Raw genomic sequence first — 16,205 nt, forward strand, 5'->3', positions numbered from 1 at the left:
ATGTCTGACAAAACCGTGGCAAAAACCGTTATCGTGCTGGGTGGCGGCATCCTCGGCGTCTCAACCGCCTGGCAACTGGCGCAGGCGGGCGCGCAGGTCACGCTGGTGACGGAAGCGGCACTCTGCTCCGGCGCCACCGGTCGATCCCTCTCCTGGCTCAACTCCGCGGGCGAACGTTCGCAGCCTTACCATGCGCTGCGCATGGCGGGCATTGACCGCTATCGCACGCTGTTTGCCCGCCATCCGCAGCTCGACTGGCTGCGCTTCGATGGCGCAATTTACTGGGCCGCAGACGATGACGCGGGCACCAAAGCGCGTCATCACTATGAAAAAGCGCAGGGCTACGACTCAAAGCTGATCAATCGCGCCACGGTCGGTGATGTCGATGCGCAGGTGAATCCGGCCAGTCTGAGTCAGGTGGCGATTGCCAACCCCGGTGAAGGCTGGGTCAGCCTGCCGCATCTGGTTGAGCATCTGGTTCAGGCATTGCGCGCGCTGGGCGGAGAGATCGTTGAGCACGCCGGTAAAGCCAGCGTGATCACCAAAGACGGCCGGGCCAGCGGCATTCGCAGCGAAAAACGCGGTGAGCTGCTGGCCGATCGCGTACTGGTAGCGTGTGGCCCGTGGACGCCGGAAGTGGTTGCCCCGCTCGGCGTGCACATCCCCAACGGTTCTCCGGTCTCTATGCTGGTGACCAGCCAGCCCGGCGATCACCGGCTGCAGGTGGTAATGAATACGCCGCGCGCGGCGGTCCGGCCTAATCCCGGCAACACCATCGCCGTCGATCACGACTGGTATGAAGAGCACATCGTCGCGCAGGCCGACGGGCAGTACAGCATTGATACCGCAGTCATTAACCAGCTGATGGCGGAAGCAGGTAACCTGATCGCTGACGGCGCGCCGCTGAAAGCCAGCAGCTGGAAAATCGGTCTCAAACCGATTCCTGGCGATGGCGAACCGGTGGTCGGTGAGCTGCAGCAGGTTCCCGGCTGTTTTGTTGTCTTCACCCATTCCGGTGCCACGCTGGCATTGATCCTCGGTGAGATACTGACGCAGGAGATACTCACCGGCGTTAAACACCCGATGCTGGCGACCTTCCGCCCGGAAAGATTCAGCTAATGTCAGGACCAGCGCCACAATGATAGTGGCGCTGGCTACGCGCCCTGTTGTCTGTCACACACCTCTCATTTGCCCGATCCCATCGCTTCATCCACGCGCCCTTTTCGCTTCCCTGCTGGTCTGATATCCGCGTATTGCCGGTTTCTTTTCCGATGACAACCGCCAGGGCCAGATAAACTAAGAGTCCGCTATTGAGGCCACAAAGCTTCAGCGGCGGAAAATGTCACATTTTTCACGCAAATCACGACAATCTGAACACAGGAAACCCCTTATGCGTATCGCCATACTCGCCCTGGAAGGCAGCGTACTGTCCGCCGTTGCCGGAATGACCGACCTTTTCTGGATAACCAATAAAGCGATTGCCTCTTCCCCCGTGCACGCCGCACGCTTTCCCGATAAAGCTTTTGAAACGCTGATTGTCAGCGCCAACGGGGATCCGGTGTGGGATACGGAAGGCCGCCTGATTCACATCGACAGCTCATTTCAGGGGGCCGGTGCGGTTGATGTGGTGATTGCGCCCGGCATGTTGCTGGGGCCCGACCTGCAACCGATCAACCTTGACAGTATCCGTCAGGCTGCTGGCTGGTTTAACAAACTCTATCAGCAGGGTGTCTGGGTTGCTGCTGCTGGCACCGGTGGCGTGATCCTCGGCGAGGCGGGTTTGCTGAATGACCGTTTCTACACCACCACCTGGTGGGTCAGCCATATGCTGCAGGCGCGCTATCCGCAGGCGCGACTGGCGAAAGGCAAGACGCTGGAGGAAGACGATCGCGTCATTACCAGCGGTGGCTGTTTTTCGTGGATATCGCTGGCCCTGTATATCATTGAAAAAAGCGCCGGCAAGGCGGTGGCGGACCTTACCCGGGAGATGTCGCTGGCCGATAACCCTGTGCTGCACACCCACCTTCCCGGCTCGCCGGGTACGGGGAAAAGCAGCACGCCGTTTCTGGTGCGGGCGCAGGAGATCATCCGCCTGGAAAATCCAGCCATCAATGCCGCGCAACTGGCAGCCGCACTCAACGTTACCGGGCGCACCCTGCAGCGCAGAATGAAAGCCCTGTCGCAGGAGACGCCAAAAGAGTTTATTACCCGCATCCGCATTGAACTGGCCTGTACCATTCTGGCCAGCACCGACGTCAGCGTGCGTCAGACCGCCTTGCAGTGCGGTTACAGCGAAGATACCGCCTTTCGTAAAGCCTTCCATCAGGTGATGGCGATGACGCCGGCCCAGTATCGTGAGTGGATAGCACACCGTAAGGCGCAGGTAATTAGCGCTAAATAATACGCCACGCATTTTGAAAGTTTTTTAATTACTTCAAAATTAATGATCCTGAGAAGTTAATTTATTCATAATTTTTGAAATAACCTTTTGTGATGTGATGCCGATTAACGCTGAGTTGTTGTGTTCTTCCTTTTAAACTTTTTTCCAGGTAAACAGATGATGAATATTACTCAAAGACTTACCCTGGCTTTCATTTTGCTCTCAGCTTCACTGGTGGTGACGGGTATTATTTCTGTGCGACTGCTGGGCGGTTTTCAGGACCGTTTTGAATACGTACAGGCTAACGCAATTCCTTCTATTCGCGATTTATCCGAGCTGATCGATCGCAGTAATAAACTCTCTCTGTCGCTATATAAGCATCAAAGCCAGACTGACAATGCGCGCATGCCGCCGGTCGAGAAAGAGATCGCCCAGCGCCTGGCCGATATTAAAACGCTGGCAGAATATTATTTAGCCAATGATATCTCCAGCGACGAAGACAAGCAGATCACCATTAAAGGCCTGGCGACGCTGCGGCTGGTGGAGTCGCGGTTGCCGGCGTTTCTTGCTGCTTCACATGCTCATCAGGATGACGTCACGCTCGGCATGCTGGAAGCCGAAAGCGGTATTGGCGGCGCCATCAGTCAGTTAAAAAATGATTATCGCCAGCAGATGGCGCTTAATTTGTCGCTGGGTGACGGCTTGCGCGTGGTGAACCAGGAGATCTATCACCGCACATTCTGGGGATTGAGTGCCGGGGTCACGCTGACACTGCTGTTACTGGGTACGCTCACCGCGTTAACCCTGATGCGCATTCGTCACAGCCTGAAAGCAATTGGGCAGGTGATGGATCACGTTGGCAGCAGCCTTGACCTGAGCGTCACCGCCGATGACAGCAAAAAAGACGAAGTCGGCAACATGGCCCGCGCCTTTAACCAGCTGCTTGACCGGGTTGGCAGCGCGCTGGCGCAGGTCAGTACCGCTTCTCACGCCGTCAGTTCGGCGTCGGCACAAATCGCCGCGGGTAATGAAGATCTCTCTTCCCGAACCGAGCAGCAGGCCGCCTCGCTGGAACAGACGGCGGCCAGTATGGCGGAACTGAGCGAAACCGTGCGTCAGACGGCGGATAATACCCGGCAGGCCAACCGTCTGGCCGGTAACGCGACAGAACTTTCAGACGCCAGCGCGGTGTCGCTGGGCAATATGCTCAGCACCATGGCGGAGATTCGCTCAAGCTCGAAAAAAATCACCGAAATTGTCACGCTGATCGAAGGCATTGCCTTCCAGACCAATATCCTGGCACTGAATGCTGCTGTCGAAGCGGCACGCGCCGGTGAACACGGTAAGGGCTTTGCGGTCGTCGCGGGTGAAGTGCGCAACCTCTCACAGCGTTCGACCCAGGCGGCCAGAGAGATCAAACAGCTGATCGATACCTCTTACAGCCTGGTGGAATCGGGTGCGGTACAGGCCGAAGCGGTGGAAGAGAACATGGCCGGACTGAAAACCGCGTTCCGCCAGGTGAATGATTTAGTCAGCGAAATTGCGGCGGCTGCGGAAGAGCAAAACACCGGCATCTCGCAGGTGCACCTGGCGATCAATCAGATGGATGATGTGACGCAGCAGAATGCGGCGCTGGTAGAGGAGGCCTCTGCCGCATCGGCGTCATTGCAGGATCAGGCGCAAACCCTGTCCGGCCTGGTGAATCAGTTTTCACTGGCCGGGTCCGCGCGACCTGCTGAGCGCCCGAAAACGGTCTCCGCGCTGAAACGTCCGGCTGCTGTACCCGTGGCCGCCGGTCACGGCATGGACGCGGACTGGCAGAGCTTTTAACCCAATACGGCCAGCCAGGCGCTAAATAGCGCATTACTCCGGACCGCCGTGACGTTGACGGCCGGTCCGGACTGGCTCAAGTGACAGCCGATCAAAGCAGCTGGCTGAGGTGCAGCTGCCCCATCAGCAGCGGGTTATCGCTGTAATCTACCGGGATGGCCACCACGGCCGGTCCTTCCACCTCCATCGCCCGCCGCAACGTGGGTTCCAGTTCAGCGGCGCTGTTCACCGAAAATCCAGCGGCACCAAACGCCTGCGCGTAAGCTTTGAAATCCACCGGTCCAAAGTTCACGCCGGACACGCGCTGGTATTTCTTCTCTTCCTGAATCGCCACCATGTTATAGCCATTGTCGACCCAGATGATGTGCAGAATATTGGCCTTTAACCTGACGGCGGTTTCCAGCTCCATGCTGGATTGCAGAAAGCCGCCGTCGCCCGACACTGAAACCACTTTACGGGACGGATCGACCAGCCAGGCGCCAATCGCCCACGGCAGCGCCACGCCCATGGTTTGCTGCCCGTTGGAAATCATGATTTGCCGTGCCCGGAAGCTGTAGAGGTAACGGGCAATCCAGATATGAAAACTGCCCATGTCGACCGTCAGGCTGACGTCACTGTTAATGATGTCCTGCATCGCCCGGACGATACGCAGCGGATGCAGGGCGAACTGATCGAGGCTGGCACCCTGCATCGCCAGCAGCTGACGCTGTTGCTGGCGATCCTGCAGAATGGTGGCGGCAGCGTCGCTGAGCTGCAGCGGCGACGCGATTTGCGCGGCGATTTTGCGCACTGTCCCGGCGATATCACCCACCAGCTCGGCGTCGGGTTGATAGTGGTTATCGGTCTCGGCGGGCAGCACGTCGATGTGCACCAGCAAGGCGTTGCTGCTGTTCCACATGGCCGGTTCATACTCCACCGGGCTGTAACCAATGGTGATAATCAAATCCGCCTGCTGGAGCAAGCGGTCACCGGCCTGATTGTTAAACAGGCCAACCCGGCCGGCAAAGCGTGAGAAATGCTCCTGCCGCACCGCGCCCGCCGCCTGATAGGTGCTGGTCACCGGAATACGGCTTTTGCTCAGCAGTTCATGAATCGCCGCGCTGTTCTCCGGCTGGCTGGCCATCAGGCCCAGCAGAATCACCGGATTTTTCGCCCGCGCAATCTCGCGGCTGACGGCATTCACCAGCGCGTCGGGCGCAGCGCCCAGCGTGATGTGTCCTGAACGCTGTAACAGGCTGCCTGACACCGGCTGGTCAACAATGTCCTGCGGCAGACTGAGGAACGATGCGCCGCCGCGCCCGTTTTCGGCATGACGAAACGCGTTCGATACGCACTCCGCGAGCGCCGAGGCATCAGTGACTTCTACGGCAAATTTGGTCACCGGGCGAAACATCGCCACCGTATCCATACTTTGATGCACCTGTTTGGCACTGTCGGAGCGCTTAACCGCCCCGCCGATCGCCACCACCGGATCGCCTTCGCTGGTGGCGGTGGCCATGCCGGTCACCAGGTTTGAGCAGCCGGGCCCGGAAGTCACCAGCGCTACGCCGGCGTGGCCGGTCAGGCGGCCCATTGCCGCGGCCATAAACGCCGCGTTAGCCTCATGACGCACCGGAATCAGCTGAATGGAAGAGTCCACCAGCGAATCAAACACCTTGTCGATTTTGGCGCCGGGAATGCCAAAAATATGGTTTACGCCCTGCGCTTCCAGCTGAGCGACAACCAGGTCTGCGCCACTGTTCCACAGCGTCTGGGTTTTAAGCTGTTTCATGATCACCTCTGCGATTAACTTTCGACGGAACGGATCGCGGCATCCAGATCCTGTGGATTGAGATCGGCCTGTAAAAACTCGCGATCCTGCGGCAGGTCGACCACCAGCTTGCTGATGGCACCAAACGTCAGCGTGCCCTGCTCCAGCACATAGTCGAGGATATGCCCGCCGCCCTGACGATCGTCGGTGATGAAGTGCTCGTGATAGCCGGCGACGTTAATACCCTGCATATATTGCGGCGTGCGGAATCCAATCAGCTCACCGTCGCGCTGGCGAAAATCAAAGGTGGGCTGATTGCCGAGCACTTCCGGCATCGAGCGATACGGACGGCACTGGCAGGGCACGGTGCGCGTCTGTACCGAGGCAAAGCGGCCGCTCAGGCGCAGCGCGCAGAAATGGTTATCGGAGGTGATGATGCGATCAATCACCTGATGGACGTCATCGCGCGTGGCGGTATGCGCAAAGCGGTGCTGATGTTCCGGTTTGAAGAAGGTCATCACGGCGAACGGGGTTTGTTGTTCAGGCCGTGCCGGGCTGGCGCTGCCATCGGCGCGCAGCTGATAAACCTGCCGGTCAAATGCCACCAGTTCTCCATCAAGCTGATTGAACGTGCCGAGGCCAAAATCGCCCTTCTGTAACAGCTGCGCGACGGTGGTTGAACCGTCATAGACGCCGTTGAGCAACGCACTCATCAGGGAGGTCTGATAGATAACCTTTTCTGGTGATTGCTGTCCCAGTTGAGTGACGGATGCCTTTAGCTGATCTTCGCATGAACAATCAGATACAAAGTTACACATTTGCTGCCTCACAATCAGATAGTTAAGCCGTGTTAATATCATGGTGGGCTACATGGCTCACAGAATCCAATAGTGAAAACTGCCAACTTCGAGACGTTTTTGATATGGAACTTCGCCACCTGCGTTATTTCGTTGCCGTTGCTGAAACGCAGCACTTTACCCGCGCCGCCGAGTTGCTGGGCATGTCGCAGCCACCGCTCAGCCAGCAAATCCAGCGGCTGGAGCACGAGATCGGCACGCCGCTGCTGAAGCGCCTGACGCGAGGCGTGGAACTGACCGATGCGGGCCGCGCGTTTCTGCCCGATGCAATAGCGATTGTGCAGCTGGCCGATATGGCGCTGGAAAAGGCGCGCGGCGTGGCGCGCGGCATGAGCGGCCAGATGTCACTGGGTTTTGCCAGCTCGGTGGCGTTTGGCGCGCCGGTGTTTGATCTGATTCGCGCCTTCAAAACGCGCTACCCGGCGATGGAGCTCATCACCCGGGAAGAGAACATGGCGCTGCTGATGCAGGACTTAGGGGAAGGTTTGCTGGATGCGGCGTTCATTCGTCTGCCGTGTGAGAGCAGTAAGGCGTTTAACCTGAAAGTGATCGCCACGGAGGAGATGAAAGTGGCGCTGCCAGCCAGCCATGCGCTTAGCCAGCAGCAAAGTGTTGCGCTAACGCAGCTGGCCGAAGAATCACTGATTATTTTCCCGCGCGAGGTGGCGCCCAGCCTGTACGAATTAATCGTCAGTGCCTGTCTGCGCGCCGGCTTTGATGCAACACGCTTTCAGCAGGCTCCGCAGATTACCTCCTCGCTCGGCATGGTGGGCGCAGGCTGCGGGATTGCGCTGGTGCCGGCTTCGCTGTGCTGCGTCAATAATCCACAGCTGGTATTTCGTGACATTGAAAACAATACGCTGTTCACCGACATTGCCTTTGCCTGGCGGCGTAATCATCCGGCCAAAACGGTGTTACACCTGCTGAGTTTGCTTAACGGGGAATAATTTGAGGGGGAAATCTGATGTCTGCGGTGACAGAGCGGACTGAACAATATGCTTATATAACATTAGCCGGGGTAATAAATATACCGGCAGGTGCGTTTTTTATCAGGATAATAATACGCAGCGATACTATTATTTTGCTCATCAATCACTAAAAGCCAGTATTATTACCTGACTCATCCCTGCCAGAAATTAATAACGTCTTCATTGGCAATGTCTAATACCTGCACCTTCTACTTAATTAGAGTTAGCAGCAAGGACGCGTAACCTGTTATCAATCAGACTGATAAAAATATTACGATAAATTATCAGAATCGTCGCTGCTTAAAAATTTCGTTAAAGAAAATAAAAATGACAGATGCCGGTGTTAAGCCTACCATGAGAAAGACCATTATAATATTTACGCTTATTAACCACGCCAGCGGCAGGGTGTTGCAGGCCGCATACTGTACTTTTTGCTGTTAAATTTCGCACCGGAACCAGGCCGGCGCGGAGGAAATTATGCTGATGAATTTCAACGGTGACGACGATCGCCGCGCACGGGCATTGAAGGCGCTGCGCAGTCGCGACGAAAGCCGTGACGACGTATTACAAAACTTTGTCCGGCTGACCAGTCAGGCACTGGGTATTCCGGGTAGCTTTGTCTCCGTTCTGGATGATGAACATCAGCATATCTGCGCCGCCCACAATTTTGCGCTGGAGCACTCATCCCGCGAGGATTCGCTGTGCCGCCACGCCGTGGACAGTGACGGCGCGATAGTTATCTCCGATACCCTGCTGGATGCGCGTTTTGCCCGCCATCCGCTGATCATCGGTGCCCCTTTTATCCGCTTTTACGCCGGTGTACCGCTCAGACATCGCGATGGCTATGTGCTGGGCACGCTGTGCGTCACGGACGTCGCGCCACACCCGTTCAGCGCTGATCAGGTGAAGGTATTACAGCTGCTGGCCGATCTGGTGATGTCCTTCCTCGAAGCGTGGCACTGTGCCGGCTTCACCGATCCGGTCACGGCACTGCCTAACCGCCAGCGCCTGATTCGCGACCTGCAGCGGCTGGCCTCCATCGGGGATCGAACGCCGCAGCGGCTGATCCTGATCGACTGCATTGATATGCCGCGCGCTTACGAGCTGGCGCGCTCCATGGGCATGGGGCCGGTGGAAAGCCTGCTGAAGCACGTCACCACGTTACTGCCTTTGCGCCTGCAGCCCGGTGCGGACGACATCATTTATACCGTCGCCACCGGGCGCTTTGCGATTCTCACCATGGATAACAGCCCGCTGACCGCCGCATCGGTGGCGGAAAACCTGGCAGGGATCAGCGCGGATTTGGACGCGGGCATCTCTGTCGCCCTCACCTGCTTTACCGGCGAGGTCATTTTCATTCCAGCAGAACTTCGCGCACAGGAAGTGCTGCGCCGGGCGGTAAGTGCCCTGCATGAGGCGATTGGCAACCGGGTGCCCGCCATGAGCTTCAGCCTGGTAGCCGATCAGCGCCGCACTCAGGACTTTCTGTTGATGAACGATCTGGCTGCGGCATTGCAACAGGATCAGGGCCTGTGGCTGGCGTTCCAGCCGAAGATCTGCCTGAACAGTGGCCGGCCCATTGGACTGGAGGCACTGGTGCGCTGGCGGCATCCGCAGCGCGGCGAACTCGCTCCCGATCTGTTTATCCCGCTGGCGGAACAGACCGAGCTGCTCAGCACCTTAACCAGCTGGGTGACCGACAAGGCGATCGCCAGGTTAAAACGCCTGCAGCACAGCCCCCTCCAGCTGCCGGTGACCATCAATATCAGCAGTCGCGACTTCTCAGATCCCGGTTTTGCCGATGCGCTGGAAACGAAGATGCTGCAGGCCCGCCTGCCGACCTCGCTGCTGGGCATTGAATGTCTGGAGACCGAGCAGATTATTAACAGTCCCGCCGCGCTACAGGGGCTGGAGATGCTCAAGCTGCGTGGGTTTGGCATCTCGCTGGATGACTTTGGCACCGGCTACAGCAATATCGGCTACCTGCGACGGATGCCGCTGGATGTGATCAAGCTTGATCGCGCGCTGATCAGCGAAATCGCCTCAGATACCGCGTCGCGGATTATCGCGCGCAGCATCATTACCATGCTGAAACAGCTGGATTACACCGTACTGGCTGAAGGCGTAGAGAATGTCGACACCGTTGCTGCGCTGGCGGAGTACGGCTGCGATCAGGCGCAGGGTTACTTCTATGCGCGCCCGCTGCCGGAAAGCGAGCTAGATGCGTGGCTTACGCGCCAGCTCGCGGCACAAAGCTGAGTTGTGGTTCAGTGCACGCCGGGGAGCGTCTGGAGCAGATTCAGTGGCAATACGATGACTCTGTTAGCTTAAAGCAGAATGATACTTTAAAGGTGAAACAGAAATACCCGGCTTAGTTTTAGAGAATGCGCTTCACGGCCTCGTTATAAACCTCCGCGCGTTCTCTTTTACCAACCGAAATCACGAAAACCACCACCTTCTCGTCTATCACCTGATAGACAAGGCGATAACCTGAAGACCTGAGCTTTATTTTGTAGCAGTCAGGCATACCGCGAAGCTTGTTCGCTTCAATACGGGGTGCCTCAAGTACTTCAGCCAGCTTTTTTTTTAATTGTTCACGTACCGTCGAGCCCAGCTTTCGCCATTCCTTTAGTGCCCGCTCGTCAAAATCCAGAAAATAGGCCATCAAAGGTCATCCAGCGTCACACGAACTGGCTTAGGATTGCGAAGCCGCTCTTTCACTATTTCGACCAGCTCAGCATCTTCGTCGCTCAGCAGTGTCTGTTTGAACGGTAAACGTTCATTTTCGGCGATATACTCAAGCATGAGACGAAGCGCTTCAGAGGGAGTCACCCCCATTTTTTCAAGCGCAGCGTAAGAACGTGCTTTGAGTTCATCATCAATACGCAGGTTGATGCTGCCCATGTCCTACACCTCTTGTACATACAAATGTCATTACAAGTATTTCACTCCCTCATGCATATATCAAGTCATGCCCAGCGTTATACGCGCTCTGCGAGGTAATGAGATCCACCGCCACACGACTTCTGCCTTAAACGTAGCCCATCAGTTTCAGCATTGACTGCGCCTGGTGCATCGCTTCGGCGCGATGGGTGACGCCCAGCTTCTGGTACAGATTACGGATATGGGTTTTGATGGTGGTTGCCGCGACGTCCAGCTCGCCGGCGATCTGATCGTTGCTGTAGCCGGAATAGATCAGCCCCAGCACCTGCCATTCGCGCTGGGTCAGCGGACTGGTGCGAATCAGCTCCGGCACATCCGGGTGGTTCAACAGCCGGCTGACGAAGCCCTCATCGAAATGGGCAAACTTATGCCGGTGATACTTGTTGATCTCACTGAGAATGCGCCGGGCCCGATGCTGATCGAGTTCGCTCAGCGTATTGAGCTGAATTAACTGGCGCAGCTGCTGCGCCATCATTTCGCCCTCAATCACGAAGTGGCTGACGAAGCCGGTGCTGCGTGCCAGCTTCAGCGCTTCGAGCAGCGCCTGCTGCGCCTCCGCTTTGCGCGCGGTTTGCCAGTAGATTTGATTAAGCAGCAGCAGGTTACGGTTTAAATCACTCATCAGCCGCAGCGCATGCGCATTCTCATTCAGCTCATCGAGGATCACTTCGGCCTGGCTGAGGTTGCCCAGCAGGATCTGCGCCCGCGCCACATTGCGCCACTGGCCCTGCAAAAAATGATTGTTGGCAAAGGCGGGTTTATCGGTATGGCGCATCCAGTGGCTGGCGCTCTGCGCATCGCCCGTCATCTGCCAGTAGATCAGCCGCACTTTGTCGGCGTTGGCAATCCAGTCGCTGTGCAGCACGCCGTTATTCATCAGGTTTTCCAGCCGGCTGAGATAGCTGCGCGCATTATCCAGATTGCCGCGTGCCAGCGAGCACTGAATCAATAGCCCAAGGCACTGGATTTGCTGCTGGGGCGGATAGCCTTTCAGGACTTTGATGCCTGCGCGCGCGGCGTGTTCGGCCTCATCCAGCCGGCCCCACGCCCACATCAGCTGCGCACGGATGCGCAGTAAAAACTCGTGCAGCGGGATGTTCGCCAGATGCTGTTCACTCACCAGCACAAACGCTTTTTCCTGAATCTCCCATGCTGACTGTAAAAAGCCCTGCGCGAACAGGATTTCGCTCTGCTGAATCAAACTCCACAGCGCGTAGTGCCAGGCTTCATCGCGGCGCGCCATCTGTTCGGTTTGCCGCATCAGCGCCAGCGAGTTGGTCAGGTCGCCTTTGCAATGCATCACTTCGCCATGCACTGAGGTGGCCACAATGCGGCTATAGCGACGCGTTTCCGGCAGCGTTTCCAGCGCCAGCCGTGCCAGCCGCTCTGCTTCGTCGGCGTTGCCGTGATTAATGGCCACCTGTGCGCGCACCGCATTGAATTCACCCTGCAGCGCAGCGTCAATTTCGCAGTCGCAGCCTTCCTCAAAGCGCGCCAGCAGCCGGTTAACTTCGGAAAATCGATGCTGGCTCTGCATCAGCCAGGCCTGCAGCAGTACCAGTTTCGGACTGGTCAGCAGCGTGCGCCACGGCAGCGCATTCAGCGACTGCTCCAGCAGCGCCAGTTCGCTGCGGTTGAACAGCGTCCACGCATGCTGCAGCAGCACGTCGCGCAGCATATCAGTATCGCCGGACGCCAGCGCGTGATGAATCGCCTCGCCGGGAAAACCCTGCGCCATCCAGCTTTGCGCAGCCGCGCGGTGAATGGCCGGTAGCTCGCTGGCCAGCTCCCATTCGCAGCGCTGACGCAAAAAGCTGCCGAACAGCGGGTGATAGCTGAACCACTGCCCTGAATCATCCATGCGCTGAATAAACAGTCCCTGACGTTCAATTTCTTCCAGCCGCATGCGCCCGTTGTCTTCACCGGTCACGCAGGCGACCAGCGCATCATTCATCGACTGCAATAACGCGCTCTTCAGCAAAAAATGGCGCGTGGCGGCATCGACGTTATCCAGCACTTCCTCGACCAGATAATCGGAAAGGTGGCTGGCATTAATACCGGAGAGCCGGCGAGCGGAGTCCTGCGCCGATGCCGCGCCCTGACGGGTGGACAGTGCGATCAGCTGTAACGCGGTCGCCCAGCCTGCTACATCATCACACAAACGGTTGCTCTCATCCGGCGCGAGCGGCGCACTCAGGCGGCAGTCGAAGAACTGTTTCGCCTCCTGATGGGTGAAGGCCAGCTGCTGGCTGCCCAGCTCCAGCAGTTGTTCACGCACGCGCAGATTAGCTATACCCAACTGCGGCAGATTGCGGGACAGCACCACCAGCGTCAGGTTATCCGGCTGATGGCGCAGGAAAAAGCGCATCGCTTCATGCACGGCAGGATTGGTGATGTGATGATAATCATCGATGATCAGCCACAGCGGCTGCTGCCACGCGGCCAGCTCATTGAACAGCTGGGCGAACAGCGCATTGAGGTTCACGTACTGACGCTTTTGCGCCAGCGTCTCGCTGCGGCTGCATGCGCCGCGGGTAGCCTGCTGCAGCGCGGCGATCAGGTAATCGGCGAAGCGCTCCGGCTGATTGTCGCCCTCGTCTAATGAATACCAGCCCAGCTCGCTTTTATCAGCCGCCCACTGCGATACCAGCGTGGTTTTGCCGTAGCCCGCCGGGCTGGCAATCAGCACCAGCCGGTAATTCGCCGCTGCGCTGAGCTTTTGCAGCAGACGATCGCGGGTAACCGTGCTTTCAGGACGAACGGGACGACTCAGTTTTGAGGGTATCAACATGGGCGCACGCTTCTCCGTTAACGTTCAGCGCATCATTTTTTTACGCTTCGTAATTAATAGTCATACACGTTCGGAGATTCGGTTACTGAATGCAAGCGAACTGATTAGTTACGCTTTACAAAAGCGAGTGTTATCACACTCCTGCCACGCTTTCAGATTTACCTCAGCCTCTCCACCCTCCCTGTCCTCCCCGTGGAATTTTTTACAGGAGGAGGTAGCCGCCTGGCGGCAGCGTCACACTGCCTGTAACCCTATTTATTCGACTGGAGTTTCCCTATGGCACTGCCCACATTTGACCCTGACCGTTTTTCTGCCGCGCTGGTGCGCCAGTGGCAACGTTTTGGCCTGCCGGATGCGCAGGAAATGAGCCCCGACCAGTGGTGGCACGCGCTGAGCGGCGCGCTGGCCGAACTGCTGGCGGATATACCGGTGCAGCCGGCCGCTGGCGGACAGCGCCACGTTAATTATCTGTCAATGGAGTTTCTGCTGGGCAGGCTGACCGGCAACAATCTGCTGAATCTCGGCTGGTACGACGGCGTTAAAGCGACGCTGGCCGCAGCAGGCGTGACGCTGAGTGACGTGCTGGAGCGTGAAACCGATCCGGCACTGGGCAACGGCGGTCTGGGACGGCTGGCCGCCTGTTTTCTCGATGCGATGGCGACCACCGGCCAGCCTGCGCTCGGCTATGGCCTGAACTACCAGTACGGTCTGTTTCGCCAGCATTTTGTCGGGGGCGCGCAGCACGAACAGCCGGATGACTGGCAGCGCGATCGTTATCCCTGGTTTCGCCACAACGCGGCGCTTGACGTGCAGGTCGGACTGGGCGGCAGCGTGACCACCATTGACGGCGTGGCGCACTGGCAGCCTGCTTTTGTTGTGCAGGGTGAAGCCTGGGATCTGCCGGTGGTCGGTTTCCGCAACGGCATCACGCAGCCCTTGCGTCTGTGGCAGGCAAAGCATGCCCGACCGTTTGATCTCCAGCGTTTCAATAACGGCGATTTTCTGCGTGCAGAACAGCAAGGCATTGAGGCGGAAAAACTGACCAAAGTGCTCTACCCGAATGACAACCATCAGGCAGGCAAAAAGCTGCGTCTGATGCAGCAGTATTTCCAGTGTGCCTGTACGCTGGCGGATATTCTGCGCCGTCATCAGGCGGCGGGACGATCCATCGAAACGTTAGCGGATTATGAAGTGATCCAGCTGAACGATACGCATCCGACGCTGGCCATCCCGGAGCTGTTGCGCCTGCTGCTGGATGAGCACCGGCTCAGCTGGCAGGACGCATGGCGCATTACCCAGCGCACCTTCGCCTATACCAACCACACGCTGATGCCGGAAGCGCTGGAGTGCTGGAACCTGCGCCTGGTGCGCAGCCTGCTGCCGCGCCATCTGATGATCATCAATACGCTCAATGCGCAGCTAAAACAGCAGGTTGAGGCGCGCTGGCCGGGTAATCAGGCGATCTGGTCAAAACTGGCGCTGGTGCACGATCAGCAACTGCGCATGGCAAATCTGTGCGTGGTCGGCAGCTTTGCAGTCAACGGCGTGGCGGCGCTGCACTCGCGGCTGGTGGTACAGGACCTGTTCCCCGAGTATCACGCGCTGTGGCCGGAGAAGTTTCACAATGTCACCAACGGCATCACGCCGCGTCGCTGGATCAACCAGTGCAATCCGGCGCTGGCGGCGCTGATCAACAAAACGCTGCAGCGTCCGTGGCTTAACGATCTCGATGCGCTGCAGGATCTGACGCCATTCGCCGATGACGCCGCCTTCCGCGCCGAATATCGCGCCATTAAGCAGCACAACAAGCAGGCACTGACAGAGTGGATCGCCGCCCGAACCGGCATTGCGGTGCAGCCTGATGCGCTGTTTGACGTCCAAATCAAGCGGCTGCACGAATACAAACGGCAGCACCTGATGCTGCTGCACATGATTGCGCTGTGGCAAACGCTGGTCAGCGATCCGCAGGCCAATCTGGCTCCGCGCGTGATGCTGTTTGGTGCCAAAGCGGCGCCGGGTTATGCGCTGGCGAAAAACATCATTTACGCCATCAATAAAGTAGCAGAGACCATTAACCACGATGCGCGCGTCGGCGACCGGCTGAAAATTGTCTTTATCCCTGATTACAACGTGTCGGTTGCCGAGCGCCTGATCCCGGCCGCCGATCTCTCGGAACAGATCTCTTCTGCGGGCAAAGAAGCATCCGGTACCGGCAATATGAAGCTGGCGCTGAACGGTGCACTCACCATCGGTACGCTGGATGGGGCCAACGTTGAAATCGCGCAGCAGGTCGGTGAAGAGAATATCTTCATCTTTGGCCATACCGTAGAGCAGGTCAGCGCGCTGAAACAGGCCGGTTACTCGCCATTGAACTGGCGCAGTAAGGACGCGCAGCTGGATCGCGCGCTGACCGCGCTGGAAGATGGCACCTTCAGTAACGGCGACCGCACGGCGTTCAGCGATCTGGTCAACAGCCTGGGCGCGCAAGGCGGCGATCCTTATCTGGTACTGGCTGATTTTCGCCACTATCTCAACGCGCAGCAGCAGGTTGAAGCGCTGTGGGCCGATCCTGAGGCCTGGACGCGCGCCGCAATCCTCAATACCGCGCGTTGCGGCATGTTCAGTGCCGATCGCGCCATTCGTGACTATCAGCAACGTATCTGGCAGGCCAGCCGCTAAGGAACGC

Annotated in this window: 11 protein-coding genes; 6 read left to right on the top strand and 5 right to left on the bottom strand. The window is 57.9% G+C overall.

Annotated elements, in window-relative coordinates; genetic code table 11:
• The 3 genes from E7738_RS18960 (at window position 1) to E7738_RS18970 (ending at window position 4,210) form a co-directional block, all read left to right on the top strand.
• A complete protein-coding gene (locus E7738_RS18960) occupies window positions 1-1,119 on the top strand; it encodes an NAD(P)/FAD-dependent oxidoreductase (RefSeq protein WP_021509431.1) in 1,119 nt (372 codons plus the stop codon).
• A gap of 271 nt (window positions 1,120-1,390) precedes the next feature.
• Window positions 1,391-2,401, top strand: coding sequence for a GlxA family transcriptional regulator (locus tag E7738_RS18965; protein WP_394516469.1), 1,011 nt, complete (start codon window positions 1,391-1,393; stop codon window positions 2,399-2,401).
• Window positions 2,402-2,560: 159 nt separating this feature from the next.
• Window positions 2,561-4,210: a methyl-accepting chemotaxis protein gene (locus tag E7738_RS18970; RefSeq protein ID WP_394516569.1), complete on the top strand. Its 1,650-nt coding sequence runs from the start codon at window positions 2,561-2,563 to the stop codon at window positions 4,208-4,210.
• A gap of 91 nt (window positions 4,211-4,301) precedes the next feature.
• Here E7738_RS18970 and alsS read toward each other — a convergent pair whose 3' ends face one another.
• Window positions 4,302-5,981: an acetolactate synthase AlsS gene (alsS, locus tag E7738_RS18975; RefSeq protein ID WP_058759171.1), complete on the bottom strand. Its 1,680-nt coding sequence runs from the start codon at window positions 5,979-5,981 to the stop codon at window positions 4,302-4,304.
• 14 nt (window positions 5,982-5,995) lie between these two features.
• Complete coding sequence (budA, locus tag E7738_RS18980) at window positions 5,996-6,778, bottom strand: acetolactate decarboxylase (RefSeq protein ID WP_031280091.1); 783 nt, start codon at window positions 6,776-6,778, stop codon at window positions 5,996-5,998.
• Window positions 6,779-6,882: 104 nt separating this feature from the next.
• On the opposite strand from budA, the gene E7738_RS18985 reads away from it, so the two are divergent.
• The gene (locus E7738_RS18985) at window positions 6,883-7,764 is read left to right on the top strand and encodes a LysR family transcriptional regulator (RefSeq protein WP_150059021.1); all 882 of its coding nucleotides are present in this window, start codon (window positions 6,883-6,885) and stop codon (window positions 7,762-7,764) included.
• 498 nt (window positions 7,765-8,262) lie between these two features.
• Window positions 8,263-10,044 carry an EAL domain-containing protein gene (locus tag E7738_RS18990; RefSeq protein WP_394516470.1) on the top strand — a complete coding sequence of 594 codons (1,782 nt, stop codon included), beginning with the start codon at window positions 8,263-8,265 and terminating at the stop codon, window positions 10,042-10,044.
• Between the two features lie 118 nt (window positions 10,045-10,162).
• On the opposite strand, the gene E7738_RS18995 is transcribed toward E7738_RS18990, so the two are convergent.
• From E7738_RS18995 to malT, 3 genes are all read right to left on the bottom strand, one after another.
• Complete coding sequence (locus E7738_RS18995) at window positions 10,163-10,450, bottom strand: type II toxin-antitoxin system RelE family toxin (protein ID WP_021509424.1); 288 nt, start codon at window positions 10,448-10,450, stop codon at window positions 10,163-10,165.
• The gene (gene relB, locus E7738_RS19000) at window positions 10,450-10,689 is read right to left on the bottom strand and encodes a type II toxin-antitoxin system antitoxin RelB (RefSeq protein ID WP_058759167.1); all 240 of its coding nucleotides are present in this window, start codon (window positions 10,687-10,689) and stop codon (window positions 10,450-10,452) included. Before relB ends, E7738_RS18995 begins: the two co-directional genes overlap by 1 nt.
• 127 nt (window positions 10,690-10,816) lie before the next feature.
• Window positions 10,817-13,519, bottom strand: coding sequence for an HTH-type transcriptional regulator MalT (gene malT / locus E7738_RS19005; protein WP_394516471.1), 2,703 nt, complete (start codon window positions 13,517-13,519; stop codon window positions 10,817-10,819).
• A 276-nt stretch (window positions 13,520-13,795) separates the two neighbouring features.
• Here malT and malP point away from each other — a divergent pair, with 276 nt between their 5' ends.
• The gene (gene malP / locus E7738_RS19010; RefSeq protein ID WP_394516472.1) at window positions 13,796-16,198 is read left to right on the top strand and encodes a maltodextrin phosphorylase; all 2,403 of its coding nucleotides are present in this window, start codon (window positions 13,796-13,798) and stop codon (window positions 16,196-16,198) included.
• The last annotated feature ends 7 nt before the right edge of the window (window positions 16,199-16,205 follow it).

It is taken from the genome of Pantoea sp. SGAir0430 (genome assembly GCF_043549295.1).